This window comes from Bifidobacterium breve DSM 20213 = JCM 1192 (assembly GCF_001025175.1).
Classification (GTDB): Bacteria; Actinomycetota; Actinomycetes; order Actinomycetales; family Bifidobacteriaceae; genus Bifidobacterium; species Bifidobacterium breve.
The window spans coordinates 1,098,882-1,112,871 of sequence record NZ_AP012324.1 but is presented as its reverse complement, the minus strand read 5'-3'; the positions used below and the strand labels follow the sequence as shown (position 1 = coordinate 1,112,871).

12 protein-coding genes are annotated in these 13,990 nt (G+C 60.9%); all 12 read right to left on the bottom strand.

Features of this window, described 5'->3' with window-relative positions; all coding sequences use genetic code 11:
• Nucleotides 1-102 precede the first annotated feature (102 nt).
• The 12 genes from BBBR_RS04680 to metF all read right to left on the bottom strand — a co-directional run bounded on the left by BBBR_RS04680 (nt 103) and on the right by metF (nt 13,851).
• Nucleotides 103-1,224: a DUF2974 domain-containing protein gene (locus BBBR_RS04680; RefSeq protein ID WP_003829321.1), complete on the bottom strand. Its 1,122-nt coding sequence runs from the start codon at nt 1,222-1,224 to the stop codon at nt 103-105.
• A 325-nt stretch (nt 1,225-1,549) separates the two neighbouring features.
• Complete coding sequence (locus tag BBBR_RS04675) at nt 1,550-1,738, bottom strand: hypothetical protein (RefSeq protein ID WP_003829320.1); 189 nt, start codon at nt 1,736-1,738, stop codon at nt 1,550-1,552.
• Nucleotides 1,739-1,844: 106 nt separating this feature from the next.
• Nucleotides 1,845-2,540, bottom strand: coding sequence for an orotate phosphoribosyltransferase (gene pyrE, locus BBBR_RS04670; protein WP_003829319.1), 696 nt, complete (start codon nt 2,538-2,540; stop codon nt 1,845-1,847).
• Between the two features lie 3 nt (nt 2,541-2,543).
• On the bottom strand, nt 2,544-3,515 hold the full coding sequence (locus tag BBBR_RS04665) for a dihydroorotate dehydrogenase (protein WP_015438794.1): 972 nt from the start codon (nt 3,513-3,515) through the stop codon (nt 2,544-2,546).
• A 2-nt stretch (nt 3,516-3,517) separates the two neighbouring features.
• Nucleotides 3,518-4,342 (bottom strand): dihydroorotate dehydrogenase electron transfer subunit, encoded by an 825-nt coding sequence (locus BBBR_RS04660; RefSeq protein WP_015438793.1) that lies wholly within the window; start codon nt 4,340-4,342, stop codon nt 3,518-3,520.
• Nucleotides 4,343-4,495: 153 nt separating this feature from the next.
• Complete coding sequence (gene pyrF / locus BBBR_RS04655) at nt 4,496-5,449, bottom strand: orotidine-5'-phosphate decarboxylase (RefSeq protein WP_003829316.1); 954 nt, start codon at nt 5,447-5,449, stop codon at nt 4,496-4,498.
• Nucleotides 5,450-5,466: 17 nt separating this feature from the next.
• Nucleotides 5,467-6,981: a dihydroorotase gene (locus BBBR_RS04650; RefSeq protein ID WP_003829315.1), complete on the bottom strand. Its 1,515-nt coding sequence runs from the start codon at nt 6,979-6,981 to the stop codon at nt 5,467-5,469.
• Nucleotides 6,978-7,397 (bottom strand): aspartate carbamoyltransferase regulatory subunit, encoded by a 420-nt coding sequence (locus tag BBBR_RS04645; RefSeq protein ID WP_003829314.1) that lies wholly within the window; start codon nt 7,395-7,397, stop codon nt 6,978-6,980. Before BBBR_RS04645 ends, BBBR_RS04650 begins: the two co-directional genes overlap by 4 nt.
• Nucleotides 7,397-8,359: an aspartate carbamoyltransferase gene (gene pyrB, locus BBBR_RS04640; protein ID WP_003829313.1), complete on the bottom strand. Its 963-nt coding sequence runs from the start codon at nt 8,357-8,359 to the stop codon at nt 7,397-7,399. The genes BBBR_RS04645 and pyrB overlap by 1 nt, the downstream gene beginning before the upstream one ends.
• A 310-nt stretch (nt 8,360-8,669) precedes the next feature.
• Complete coding sequence (locus BBBR_RS04635) at nt 8,670-11,852, bottom strand: bifunctional [glutamine synthetase] adenylyltransferase/[glutamine synthetase]-adenylyl-L-tyrosine phosphorylase (RefSeq protein WP_003829312.1); 3,183 nt, start codon at nt 11,850-11,852, stop codon at nt 8,670-8,672.
• Nucleotides 11,853-11,908: 56 nt separating this feature from the next.
• Complete coding sequence (gene bsh, locus BBBR_RS04630; RefSeq protein WP_014483762.1) at nt 11,909-12,862, bottom strand: choloylglycine hydrolase; 954 nt, start codon at nt 12,860-12,862, stop codon at nt 11,909-11,911.
• A 134-nt stretch (nt 12,863-12,996) separates the two neighbouring features.
• A complete protein-coding gene (gene metF / locus BBBR_RS04625; RefSeq protein ID WP_025262964.1) occupies nt 12,997-13,851 on the bottom strand; it encodes a methylenetetrahydrofolate reductase [NAD(P)H] in 855 nt (284 codons plus the stop codon).
• Between the last annotated feature and the right edge of the window lie 139 nt (nt 13,852-13,990).

The following is a 13,990-nucleotide window of genomic DNA, read 5'->3' as shown; positions in this document are numbered from 1 at the left end:
CCGCTGGGGAAATGGAAGTAAGAGCCGGACGCCCTGAGTATCTCAGGGGCCGGCTCTTGCGCTATTGAGACTGAATGGCAAAACCAGTTTGATGGCCTCCGACTACTTGGCCGAGATTACCGACGTGGCGGCTGTCGCGGCGAAGCCTTTGAGCACTTCGATCATCACGTCGCGATCTTCGACATCAATGTTGCGGGCCGCGGCGAGCATAACCGGCAATGACTGTGTCAAATGCGAAGTGAGGTCGCCGAATGTGGCGTATCCGCCGGCCTCGAAGATCGCGAACAGGTTTTCGATGAACTTGCGGCGATGCTCGTCGTCGTATTTTGCCATCCATCCGTTGATCGTGCGTGCCAGGTATTGCGCGCTACTTGTCAGTCCATCAGCCTGTACGAATTGGCCATGATCGACTTGCCAGTGCAATGCGAAATGCTGCATGATGCTGGCTCCATCGCTGCTGACCACCGTATAGCCGTCTTCCACATGCTCACGAGTCTCAAACAGCATGCCGATAATCGACGAGCCCGGTACCGATTTATGGATCTTCGACGCAATGCGCACGTACCCGTCTTCATCGAAGAACGCCTCATCGAATCCAGGTCCATCGTGCGAATATACGACCGCGATGCGTTCCTGAATCTCGCTAGGCACATTGGCCGCCGCATACACCGCCAGATTGCCGCCTTTGGAATGGCCGCCGACCATAATCGGCCCGGCCCAATGGTCAGCCAGCTCGGTCAGATAACACGCGGCGGCCTCCTGCGAGGCGACCGGGCGGCGGAACGCCATCATGAAGTCCTCTTTCCACCCGACGATCGAGCTGTCGGTACCGCGAAAAGCCACATAGAGCGTGCCGTTACCCAGTTCGAACACGCAGGCCGAGAACTGCTTGGTGGTTTCGGCATCGAATTCGTCCACATATGCGCCTACGCGTAGGTTCCTCCAACGTGGGCTCTCGCTCATCGCACGTAACAGATCGACGTTCATCGAAGGCGACCACACCTTGCCGAACATGTCGTCATAGCATTCGGCACGCAGCAAATCGTGAATCGGAACCGTGACGATCATGCCGTCAGCGGTCTCTGCATTCTCGTGATAGCGCGGCACGTTATCCGGCATGCGCGCATAGGCCAACTGGGACAAAGCGAGGCTATCCGCCTCGGTGAACGGCAGTTCGGCGAAAGTGTCGAAATGTTGCCGAATATCGTCGGTGATGTTCCCCATAGCGGCCTTCCTTGTTCGAATGCAACGAACCTACGGTAATTCTACGCCGCGCGGGTTTTCATCACAGGCGACCCGGTTCCGGAGTTTAGAACCCTATCTCGCTTTCAAGGGGCTGATTTGGCCTTCTGGAGACATCTATCTCCGTTTCAAGGGGCTGTTCATCCGTCATATCCCGAGTATGAGCGGCATCACACCAACGTCATTCCGCCATTTTCATGCTACTTCTACTTGGGCATCAGCCCCTCGAAACGGAAGTAGACCTCTGGAAACCACGACATCAGCCCCTCGAAACGGAGATAGCATCAATTTAGGCCCAGATTGCCCGTTACAGCATCGGGTAATACTTGCCGTGATCGATTTTGGCGGCGATATCACGTAATTCGGCAGCATCTCGGCGGTCTTCTTCATTACCTTGCGACAACTTGTTCGCTTTGCTGTCCAGATGATGCTCGATACCGAAGTAACTGCATATCCCCACGAGCACAAACAGCCCTATACCAACTAACCAGTTCATAGCACGCTCCTTGCCAAAGCTTTTGCCTTAATATGGTGCTGCTGTTCATGAATCGTAATAAAAAAGCGGGATCGCAAGCCCGCTTTTGGTTTTAGATTGAAGACGATCAGGCTCCATATTCTTCGAGGTAGGCGGCGGCGCGCTGCTGGATGTCGTGGCTGAGCAGCGGGGTGCTGTCGGCGTTCTTCATCTTGGCAGCGGCGTCGAAGATCTCACGTACGTTGGCGATGGCAAGCACCGGGAAACCGAACTCGGCTTCCACGGCCTTGACGGCGGACAAGTCGGAGTCCTTGGTCTTCTCCATGCGATCCACGGAAAGTACCAGACCCACGACTTCCACGTTCGCCTCGGCCTTGAGCTTGGGGATGACTTCACGCACGGCGGTGCCGGCGGTCATCACGTCGTCCACGAGCAGTACCTTCATGCCGTCGGTCAGCGGGGTGCCGACCATCCAGCCGCCGTCGCCGTGGTCCTTCTTCTCCTTGCGGTCGAACGTGTAGCCGACGGTCATGTTGTGGCCGGCGGTTAGTGCGATCGCAGTGGATACAGCCAGCGGAATGCCCTTGTAGGCGGGGCCGAACACGGTGTCGATGTTGCGGGGAATCGTGTTGTGCACGATGGCCTGGCTGATCTTCTCGGCGTAGAACGCGCCGAGCGTGGCGATCTTCTTGCCGTCGTCGAACGCGCCGGCGTTGATGAAATACGGGCTCTTACGGCCGGACTTCAGTGTGAAGTCGCCGAACTTCAACGCATTGGATTCCAGCAGGAATTCCGTGAAACGATGTGCGAGTGTTTCTGCCATGATTTACCTCCAGGTCTGTCCTGTGGCCAGTTTAGCAGCGAGTTCGGGACGGCTGTCCAGCAGGTCGTCCAGTTCGCGGGCGACGCGCAGCGGGGCTACCGGGTCGAAGAGCGCGGCCGCGCCCACTTCGACGGCGTTCGCGCCGGCGTACAGGTATTCGAGCGCCTTTTCGCCGCTGTCGATGCCGCCGAGTCCGATGATCGGAATGTCCGGCAGCACGGTGCGTGTGTGGTATACGGCGGCCAGGCCGATCGGCAATACGGCCGGACCGGATACGCCGCCGGTGACGTTGGCGATGATCGGCTCGCCGTTACGAATGTTGATACGCATGCCTTTGAGCGTGTTGATCATGCTCAGGGCGTCGGCGCCATGTTCCACGGCCGCACGGGCCGGCACGGTGATGTCGGTGACGTTCGGCGTAAGTTTGACGATCATCGGCTTGTCGGTCAATGGGCGCAGACGGTCCATCAGATTGGCGAGGGCCACCGGGTCGGCGCCTACGCTCATGCCGCCGGCGGAGACGTTCGGGCAGCTGACGTTGATTTCCAGCATGTCCGCGTCGGAGTCGGCGAGCTTTTCCACCACTTCGGCATAGTCGTCGTCACAATGTCCGGCGACGTTGGAGATGACGAATGCGCCCGCGGCCTTGAGCTTGGGCAGGTCTTCGGCCAAATAGTGGTCGATGCCGGGATTCTGCAGGCCCACGGCGTTGATGTTCGCGGCCGGCGATTCAGCGGTGCGCGGCGAGGGGTTGCCTTCCCACGGCACGGGCGATGCACCCTTGGTGCATACGGCGCCGAGCTGGCTGACATCGTAGAACCAGCGGACGGCGGCGTACTGGAATGTGCCGGAGGCGGTGCCGACCAGGTTCTTCCATTCCAGACCGGCCACCTTAGTGTGGTGCTTCCACACGTGGGGTTCGTACAGGTTGATGTGGTTGTCGTTGCCCTGCACGGACTGGTTGTTTGCGCTCATCGTCACTCCCCCCATCCGAGCTGTTCGCGGGTGAATACCGGGCCGTCGGAGCAGACTTTGAGTCGGCCGTCCATGGTGTCGATGGTGCACAGCACGCAGGTGCCGTAGCCGCAGCCCATGCGCTGTTCCATGCTCAGCTGCGCGGGAATGCCGCGTTCGGCGGCCCATGCGGCCACGGCTTTCATCATCGGCAGCGGTCCACAGGACAGGATGATCGGTTTGCGATCGTAGGCTTTCAAATCGTCGTCCTGTTCGAGCTTGTTGAGCAGGTCGACTACGTTGCCTTCGGCGTCATCGATGCTCCACGACCAGTCCGCGTACCGGGAAACGTATTCCTCGGCGAAGTGGTCGTTGCGATAGCCGAAGACGGCGGTGGCGAAGGAGGCGTCGTGCTCGGCGAGCCTCTGCGCGGCGTAGATCAGTGGTGGTACGCCAAGACCGCCGCCGACGAGGATGTAGTTGGCGTCTTCCTTGAGGTTGAAGCCGCGGCCGAGCGGGCCGAGCACGTCCACGGTGTCGCCGGCCTGCAGCTGTGCCAGCTGTTCGGTGCCGTGACCCACTACGGCGAAGATCACGCTAACCTCATCACCGTTGACCTCGCTGACACCGAACGGACGCGGCATGAGCATGAAGTCGTCGTGCGTGAACAGATTGACGAACTGGGCGGGCTTGGCATGGGAGACGATGAACGGGTCGCGGAACGTCAATCGCATCACGCGGTCGGTCAGTTCCGCAACCTGTGTGATTTCAACGTTGTGACGCGGCGGGAAGAATCCGGCCGCAGTCGCCTCCGCAACCACATCATGAGTGGGGGTGAAAGTTGTCATGTTGTTCCTATTCAGCATCTGCATTGCTCCCGCTGGCGGGAGCTGGCTCGAGAAGCGAGACTGAGGGTGGTTCTCTATGACCACGACTGGCCACCCCCAGTCGGCTTTGCCGACAGCCCCCCCGCCAGCGGGGGCGGGAGTACACTCGTCTACTTACCGGTATACGGCAACCCGCAGATTATCGCGCATGTCGAGTGCCGCTTGGCGTGCGCTGTCCGCCACCAAGCCAAGCGCCTCGTCGGCGGTCATGGATTCGGAGTATTTGCCGCTCTTCTTCCACGCGCCGATGATGCCGCGCGACGAGTTGACGATGGCGCCGCTGCCCTGCTCATCGAACATGCCGGCCACATCCGCGGCAGTACCGCCTTGAGCGCCGTAGCCCGGCACAAGGAAGAACGTGTGCGGCATGCGCGCGCGCAGTGCCTTGCCTTCTTCCGGATGTGTGGCGCCGACCACCGCGCCCACACGGGAGTAGCCGTGGTCGCCAATGGTCTCGGCACCCCAGCCTTCCACCAGATCGGCCACATGTTCGTAGACTTTCGTGCCGTCGGCCAGATCAAGCATCTGCAGTTCGCTGGAGGACGGGTTGGAGGTGCGCACGAGCACGAAGATGTCCTTGTCCGCTTCGGTGGCGGCCTCGACGAACGGGGTGATGCCGTCGGTGCCGAGATACGGGTTGACGGTCACCGCGTCCTCATGCCACGGGTCGAAATCGCCCACGCCGTTCAGGTGATGGGCGTAGGCGGCCGCGGTGGAGCCGATGTCGCCACGTTTGATGTCGCCGAGTACGTAGAGGCCTTGCTGGTTCGCATATTCGCAGGTCATTGTGTAGATGTCCACGCCGGCCGGGCCAAGCGCCTCATACATGGCGATCTGTGGTTTGACGGCGGGCACGATATCGGCGATGGCGTCGATAATCGTGCGGTTGTATTCGAAGTAGGCGACGGCCAGCTGAGCGGATTCGAGCTCTTCCGGAGATTCCACGGAATCGCGTACCTCGTCGGCAAAGCTCGCCACGACCTGCGGCGGCACCAACGCCTCGGTGGGATCAAGGCCCACGACGCTGGGGTTCTGGGTGTTGTCGATAGCTTCGATTAGGCGATCCATGCTGCTCCTTGTGTTGTCTACAAACGGCTGAACATCAGCTTGGAGCCGATGATCGTGGCGAGGGGACGCCCGGTGACCTGCCAGCCGCCGAAGGGGGTGTTACGAGCCTTGGAGTGGAACTGCTCGGGATCCACGGTCCATTCCTCGGCGGTGTCAAGAACCACGAGGTCGACCGCATCGGCATCGTCCACATGACTGAAATCAAGCAGCCGGTTGACGCCTTCACGCTGCGAAGCCCCGGATTCGGCGGCGTCGGCCACCTGCTCCCCCGCAATCACACCATCCGGGTCTTCACCGGTAGGCGCGGGTTCCGCATAGTCTTCGACCAGCGCAGCCACATCGGTCGGTGCATGGCCCATGAGTTCGGCCGGCCCCACGGACATGAGCTCAATCAAACGCTCATCAGAGATGAAGCCGCCGTCCACCAACACCTTGTGGCACACGCCGTACGCGCATTCAAGGCCGATGATGCCATTGGGCGCTTCAAGGAATCCGAGTTCCTTCTCTTCCAATGTATGCGGCGCATGATCGGTGGCCAGCAGGTCAACCGTGCCGTCCGCGATGGCCGCGATGGTGGCCTTGCGATCCGCTTCAGAGCGCAGCGGCGGGTTCATCTTGGCCAACGTGCCGTACTTGAGCAACGCCTCATCGCTCAATGCCAGATAATGCGGCGCGGTTTCGCAAGTGATCGGCAGTCCTTCAGCCTTGGCCTTACGAATAGCTTCAAACGAAATCGCGGTGCTCACATGCTGGAAGTGCACGTGGACACCGGTGCGGCGGGCCGCTTCGATGTCGCGAGCCACGATCTTGAGTTCGGTGTCTTCCGGAATGCCGGGTACGCCAAGTTCGCGGGAAACCGGTCCCTCGTTGACGGCACCCGTATCGTGATGCTCGCAATGTTCAATCAGATACAGATCGGAAGTCTTGACGTTCTCCAGCACCTGATCCAGAATCTTCGGGGTCACGGCAGAACCGTCATCGCTTACTGCGGTGACAGGGTGGGCCAGCATGGCGGGTGTCTTGGCGTCGTCCTCAAAGCCGGGCACATACTTCAGCCAATCGGCAACATCGCTTGCCTCGTGACCGGCACGATCCTTGGACGCGCACACGCACAGGTCGTAACGGACCGGCAACTTCACATTATGCGCGGCATCGTACTGCTGCAGGAAGTCGATGACGTTGTCGAAGCCGGCGTCCAGAACTTCCTTCGCGCCGGGAGCGGAAGCATCAGTAACGGTCTGGCCGTCCAATGCCGGCAACGTGTTCGGCATGATGAGTACGTTCGTGTATCCGCCGGACGCCGAAGCACGGCAACCGGAGACCATCGATTCCTTGTATGTCTGGCCGGGGTCGCGGAAGTGGACGTGTGGATCCTCGAATCCGGGAGCCAAGGTCAGACCGGTGGCATCGATGTCAGCGCCATCAACCACGGAGGAAGTGTCGGCGAAGTAGGCAGCAGCGGTCCCGGGCACCACGAGGTCAATGATCTCGCCGGTGTTCCAGACCTTGATGTTGCGTAGGGTTATGCTCACAGTTTGGCTTCCTCGTCGCAGTAGTCGCAGCGGTATTCGAGTCGTTCGGAGTGCACGAGGTGGAACATCTGCTTGATGCCAGGCTCGGTGGTGGTCACGCAGCGCGGGTTCACACAGGAGATTACTCCCACGATATGTTCGGGCAGGTTCGGCTGTTTCTTTTCGACGATCTTGCCACCGCGCACCACATCCACGGTGGCCTGACGGGCCACGAAGCCGAGCACGTCGAGGTCGATGTCTTTGTCATCTTCGATTTTGATGATGTCCTTGGAACCGTAGCGCTTGGAGTCGGCGTTCATGATGAGTGCCAGCTTGGTTTTGGATGGGTCGATCTTCAGATAGTCGAGAACCTTGAGCGAGGTGCCAGCCGGCACGTGATCGATGATGATACCGTTCTGGATGCTGGTGACTTCCATCAGGCCTGAACCTCCTTGGGGTTGAGCGGTTCGTATCCGGGCAGTTCGTCGCCCACCACGGTGCTTTCGAGGGCCATGCGCACGAGCATGCCGTTCTTGACCTGCTCGAAGTAGGCGGCACGCGGATCATCGTCCACGTCCACGGCGATTTCGTTGACGCGCGGCAACGGGTGAAGCACGGCCATGGACGGCTTGGCGAGCTGCAGCTTCTCTTCGTCGAGAATGTAGGTATCGCGCAGACGCAGGTAGTCGTCTTCGTTGAAGAAGCGTTCCTTTTGCACGCGGGTCATGTACAGCACGTCGAGGTCGCCCATCACGGAGGCCAGGTCACGCACTTCCACATAGGAACAGCTTGGCGTAGCGTTGATGCGGTCGATCACATACTGCGGAGTCTTGAGCTCGTCCGGGCTGATGAGCACGAAGCGCACGTTACCGAAGCGGCACAGGGTCTCAATCAGGGAGTGCACGGTACGGCCGAAGGTCAGGTCGCCGCACAGACCCACGGTCAGGTCGGTGATGCGGCCAAAGCGCGACTGTAGCGTGGCCAGGTCGGCCAGCGTCTGGGTGGGGTGCATATGACCGCCGTCGCCGGCGTTGATCACCGGCACGGAGGCGGCGCGGGAGGCCACCAAAGCGGCGCCTTCCTTCGGATGGCGGATGGCCACCACGTCCACATAGTTGGACACGGTCTTCAAGGTGTCGGCAATGGACTCACCCTTGGTCACAGAGGCCAGCTGCGCGCCGGCGAAGCCGATGACCTTGCCGCCGAGACGCAGCATTGCGGTCTCGAAGCTCAAACGGGTGCGGGTGGAGGGCTCATAGAACAATGTGGCGAGCACGCGTCCGTCACAAGTGTGAGCCACTTCCTTACGATGGCCGTCAATATATGCGGCCTTATGCAAAATATCGAGGATCTGGTTTGTTGACAGGCCGTCCAGCGTCACAACGCTTTTGCCGACCATGGGTGTTTCTTCAGACAAGGCTCACCTTTTCGCTCGTGGTTTCAGGTGGCCACTCTTGTGTGACCTAATTTAACTTACGCCATTTTTCGGACAGCCGCGTTCACGGAGTGTTCACCCTTGGGAACAATGAATTACTGAATTTGCGTGGTGAAGCATGCAGAAAAAACTATTCATTAGGTCGATTTGCCGTTCATTAGGTCAGTGTTTCACTTCATACGGTGTTGGAATGGCGCCATTCCAACACCGCTCTACAGAAGTAACCGACCTAATGAACGGCAAATCGACCTAATGAATGTGAAGCTTGTGGCGTTCACCGCTGTGCAAGGCGTCGATTATGCTCCAATCGCGGTGCCAGCACATGCATACGCGTACCGCCGCTCTGGGAATCTTCGTCAACCTGACCGTAGAACAGCCTCTGGCAGACGTCACGGCACTTGCGCATCACGGCCAAAAGGTCGTTCTCGAAATGCTGGCCGCGGTGGGCGCCGTAGCCGAGGTAGACGGCGATGCCGCCCAGCGAATAGATGTCATCAGGCAGAATATCGGCCTGGTTGGCGCGCCCGCTCCACAGATAGTTGCCGTTGCGGGCCGCGGTGCACAACGTCCATGCCTTGCGCAGCTGAATCGCGTCGATAGCGCTGATGAGCTTCTTGGCTTCCAGCACGTCCAATGCCTCCAACGTGCCGTTGACGCGCAGATCTTTGATATCGCTGGCGTGCTGGAGCTGCATGAGCTGCACGGTCCATTCCACGTCAGACAAGCCGCCCTTGCCGAGCTTCAGATGACGTTCTCGACGCACGCCGCGCGGCAGACGCTCGGCCTCCATACGGGCCTTGAGCTTGCGGATGTTCTGCAATTCGGCCTCGGTCAGCTCCGTGGTCGGGTAGCGCAGCGGGTCGGCGATGTTGATCAGGAAGTCTCGCGCCAGTTCGGCGTCGCCGGCCGCGTACCGGGCGCGCAGCAGTGCCTGGCGCTCCCAGGTCGAGGCCCAGGATTCGTAGTATTCCTCGCAGGAGGCGTAGGAGCGCACGAGCGGACCGTTCTTGCCTTCCGGGCGCAGGTCCAGGTCGAGTTCGATCTTGGGCTCCAGCGTCGTCGGGCCTTGCAGAATGTTGCGCAGGTCTTCCACGACCTTTTTGGCGAAAGCGTTGGCTTGGCCGTCGTCGGCGTCGTCTGCCGGACGGTAGATGAGGATGGCATCCGCATCGGAGCTGAAGTTCACTTCGCGCCCGCCGTAACGGCCCATGGCGATGACGGTGATGCCGGCCGGCGCGGTTTCGACGCCGAACGCGGCGATCTGGTGGCGCACGGCCCAGGTCAGGGAGGCGTCGATGATCGCGTCGTACACGTCGGTCATGGCTTTGAGGCTGTCGGAATCGCTGATTACGCCGCTCATCCAGGACAGGCCGATGCGTTCGATTTCGTGGCGGCGCATGGCGCGCATGGAGGTGGCGAACTCGTTGATGTTCGAGCCGAAGCGTTCCAGCGCCGAACCGGTCTGCACGTCCAAGGCCTCGCGCGTGCGGGCCTGCAGATTGTCGTTGTCGCCAAGCCAACTGATCGATTCGACCGACTTGTTGAGTGCGTCGCCCAGGAATCGCGAGTTGGACAGGATGTGGCACAGGCGCTGGGCGGCGGAGGTGGAGTCGCGCAGGAAGCCGAGATAGCCGGATTCGGTGCCGAAGTTCTCCTCCAGTTTGCGCCAGTTGAGCAGGCCCATGTCCGGGTTCTGGCCCTCGCCCAACCACTGCAAGACGGCGGGCAGGATGATGCGGTTGATTTTGGCCGCGCGCCCCACGCCGGCGGTGAGCGCCTGCACGTGGCGGATGGCGGCGTCCGGGTCGCCGAAGCCGATGGATTCGAATCGCTCCTGTGCTGCCTCGACGCTCAGGACGATTTGGTCGTTCTCCATCTGGGCGTTGACCGGCAGCATCGGGCGATAGTAGATGTCGAGGTGCAAGTGGCGCACTTCGCGGCGGGTGTCGTCATACTTGTCGACGAGTTCTTCCGGGTGCAGGCCGAATGCGCGGGCGAGTCGGCGCAGCTCCTGGTTCTGGTTGAACTCGTCCACGTCGATGTCGCGCTTCTTTTCGAGGCCTCCGACCGAGGCCCGGCCGAGGTCCGGGAACAGGTGCGTGCGCTTCAGGGACCAGATCTGCTGGCGATGTTCCATCACGCGCTCGAAGCGGTAGTCCTGGGACATGCGCACGGCCTGTTTGCGCGATACATAGCCGCCTTCGGACAGGCGCTGCAGCGAGTCGAGCGTGTTGCTGGTGCGCAGCGATTCGTCGGTGCGGCCGTGTACGAGCTGGAGCATCTGCACGGTGAATTCCACATCGCGCAAACCGCCGCGGCCGAGCTTAATCTCGCGGTCCTTCAGGGGTGCGGGAATCAAATCCTCCACGCGCTTGCGCATTTTCTGGCAGTCGTAGACGAAGTTCTTGCGCTTGGACGCGCTCCACACGAACGGCCGGGTCATGTCCATGTAGGCCTGGCCGAGGTCGGGGTCGCCGGCCACCGGGCGGGCCTTGAGCAGCGCTTGGAACTCCCAGTTCTCGGCCCACTGCTCGTAATAGTTCTTGTGCGAGGAGAGCACGCGCACCAGCGCGCCGTCCTTGCCTTCCGGGCGCAGGCCGCCGTCGATCTGCCACAGCGGCTGCTCGGCCACGCCCATGATGGCGGACTGGCAGACGCGCTGCAGCATGGTGCCCATCTTGGTGCCCACGCGAATCAGCGTCTGATGGTCCACGTCCTTGTCGACCGGTTCGACCACGTAGATGAGGTCCACGTCGGAAACGTAGTTCAGTTCCTGTGCGCCGAGTTTGCCCATGCCGATGATGGTGAAGCGCACATGCTCGCTGCCCTCGGTTTCGTGACGGGCGATGGCCAGCGCGCCTTCGAGCGCCGCGTCCGCGAGGTCGGACAGTTCGCGGCTGATGGTCGGTTGGATGGAGGTCGGGTCGTCCGCCACGGCATCCTGGGCGATGATGGCGGCCAGTTGGTTCCGGTAGCTGGAACGCAAGGCCGTGGCCGCTTCGGCCAGATCCTTGGAGGCGACGGGCATGGCCGGTTCGTCCGGGTCCGCGCCGACCGCCTTGAGCAGACGTGCACGGCGTTGCGTGTGATTGAACAGATGGCTGTTGCAGTTGTCGACTGCTGCGGCCTCCACAAGCTGCGGCTTGAAGCGCATGAACTTGCCCATCGCGTCGGAAACGCCGAGCACCGTGACCAGACGCTTCAGGGCGTTGTTGTCGGGGATGACGTGTTTCAGATCGCGCTGGCTGGATTGCATCGCGTTGACGATATCCACGAAATTGCTCAATGCCACATCGGGGTCGCAGGCGTGGGCCAGCACGCTCAGCAGTTCGGCGCATCGCTCATCGGGAATGTCGTCCGCCTTGAGCTGGTCGAACAAGGTGCGGGCCTTGTCGAGGTCTTGCAGACCTGCCCTGATGAGGTCCATGGAGCTGGGTTTGAACATCGACGATTCCATAAGATTCCACTATATACGCTCATGCCCTTCCGAATGGGGCATGAGCCGGGAAGGAGTCATCGAGCGACGCTGATGAGCTCCGAGGAATCCATATCGTAATCGGCCATGGCGTAGGAACGGATGGCGGGGTCATCATAGGTGTTCATGTAATAGGTGTTGGTCTTGGACGAATATCCGCTGGTGAACAGCGTGCGTTCGAACTGGCCGTTGCCCATCTTCGCCATGCCGTCCACCATCTGCACGGAGCCGAGGGTGTGGAACAGACGCGACACATTGGCGGCTTCATCGTTCTGCTGCGGGTAATGCGCGTTGGTGTAGGCCACACGAACGAAGCGCGACGGGGAGCTCACGTCGCCCGGGATGCCATGCATGCCCACACCCGCACCCCAGGCGGTCAAGGAGGCCTTGCCCCATGAAGTCGGTTCAGCCATCTCGTTGCTGACGCACATGTAGTTGCGCAGATTTTCCATATGGAAGTCGAACGTCGGCTGATTGGTCAGCACATCGACGTCATCATGATGCACGTGCATGCCATCGGCCATCTGCTCGACGACGATGCTGCGCTTGCCGTCGCCGATGAACCAGTGCAGCAGAGACTCCTGCTGTCCCGGCACGATCTGGGAGACGAGCGTCACGTTCCTGAGCGCCTCCTCGACCTCGTCGACGGAGTCGAAATTGCGTGCCACCCACAGCGGAAATTCGAACGTGGCGACGTTTTCCGTGCCTTCGACCGGTTCGTGGACGAACGAGGCGTAGCCGGGGAAATTCAAGCCGGCGATGGCCAGACCATGTTCATTGGCGCAGTCGAAATACATCGGCCTATCGGCCATGACCACGCCCACGCCGATCACCGCGTTCGGCTTCGCCTTGCCGCCCGCACCGAACACCGTGTCATAGTGGTAGCCGCGCGGAGTGACCAGGATGGTCTCCCCATATGAGAAACTCCAGTCGAGATTACGGCCGAAATAGGTGTTGCCCTCATCATCGGAGAAACGGACACCAGTGCACATAACGGACTTCCTTCCATCGCTTTGGTTGGCTTGCACGTTCATGATATCCATCGGCCGCTGGGGGAACTCTGGGTTTCGCCAGCGGATTAACGTCGCGGCGCGACGCATGGAGATGCGCCGCGCCGCGATATGCGTCAACCTTGCGTACCGAGGAACAACGGTTCCGTATTGCGCCAGATACGGCGCGTGGTGGCGGGGTGGTTCATCGAATACAGGTGGACGCCGTCCACGCCGTGGGCCACGAGGTCGGCGATCTGCTCGGAAGCGTAGAGTATGCCGGCGGCACGCAGGGACTGGATGTCGTCCTCCCACTTGTTCAGCAGGGTGTTGAGCTTGTCCGGGATGCGCGAGGCGTTGCGCTCGGCCATGCGACGCACGGACTTGGCGCCACGCACCGGCATGATGCCCGCCTCGATCGGCACGGTGATGCCGGCGGCGCGCGCCTTGTCGAGGAAACGGTAGAAGTCCTCATTGTCGTAGAACAACTGGGAAATCAGATGGGTGGCTCCGGCATCGACCTTAATCTTGAGGTTCTCGATATCCTGGTCGATGGTGTCGGCCTGGTAATGGCCTTCTGGGTAGCAGGCGCCGAACACCTTGAGATCCGGCTTCACGGAGCGGATGTAGGATACGAGGTCGCTGGCGTGGTTGAATTCGCCGACCGCCTGCTCACCGTCGATGTAATCGCCGCGCAGGGCGAGCACGGCGCTCACGCCGGCTTCTTCGAACATGTCAAGCGCTTCGTCGATCTTGGCCTTGTCGGAGTACAGGGCGGTGAGGTGGGCGACTGCTGGTATGCCGTATTCCTTGCTGATCGTATGGGCGATGCGTGCGGTGGCGGTGCGGTCGGAGTGGGTGCCATGGCCGTAGGTCACGGAAATGAAGTCGGGGTTCAGGCCCTCGAGCCCGTCGAGGGTGTCGTAGATGGTGCCGACCGGCGCGTTGCGCTTGGGCGGGAATACCTCGAGAGTGAACATCGGGGAATGCATATTGAGTTCCTTACTACACGTATGAAGTTGCCCCCGCTGGCGGGGCTGTCCGGCGGATGCCGGACTGGGGGTGGTTGGAATTGCGTCATTACCACCTCCAGTCGCCTGTGGCGACAGCCCCCGCCAGCGGGGGCCTCAT

Excerpts from the sequence above, each read along its gene's own strand:
- metF (WP_025262964.1), bottom strand. The coding sequence starts at position 13,851 with ATGCATTCCCCGATGTTCACTCTCGAGGTATTCCCGCCCAAGCGCAAC.
- BBBR_RS04660 (WP_015438793.1), bottom strand. The coding sequence starts at position 4,342 with ATGACAACTTTCACCCCCACTCATGATGTGGTTGCGGAGGCGACTGCG.
- BBBR_RS04665 (WP_015438794.1), bottom strand. The coding sequence starts at position 3,515 with ATGAGCGCAAACAACCAGTCCGTGCAGGGCAACGACAACCACATCAAC.
- pyrE (WP_003829319.1), bottom strand. The coding sequence starts at position 2,540 with ATGGCAGAAACACTCGCACATCGTTTCACGGAATTCCTGCTGGAATCC.
- BBBR_RS04645 (WP_003829314.1), bottom strand. The coding sequence starts at position 7,397 with ATGGAAGTCACCAGCATCCAGAACGGTATCATCATCGATCACGTGCCG.
- BBBR_RS04635 (WP_003829312.1), bottom strand. The coding sequence starts at position 11,852 with ATGGAATCGTCGATGTTCAAACCCAGCTCCATGGACCTCATCAGGGCA.
- pyrF (WP_003829316.1), bottom strand. The coding sequence starts at position 5,449 with ATGGATCGCCTAATCGAAGCTATCGACAACACCCAGAACCCCAGCGTC.
- bsh (WP_014483762.1), bottom strand. The coding sequence starts at position 12,862 with ATGTGCACTGGTGTCCGTTTCTCCGATGATGAGGGCAACACCTATTTC.
- pyrB (WP_003829313.1), bottom strand. The coding sequence starts at position 8,359 with ATGGTCGGCAAAAGCGTTGTGACGCTGGACGGCCTGTCAACAAACCAG.
- BBBR_RS04680 (WP_003829321.1), bottom strand. The coding sequence starts at position 1,224 with ATGGGGAACATCACCGACGATATTCGGCAACATTTCGACACTTTCGCC.
- BBBR_RS04675 (WP_003829320.1), bottom strand. The coding sequence starts at position 1,738 with ATGAACTGGTTAGTTGGTATAGGGCTGTTTGTGCTCGTGGGGATATGC.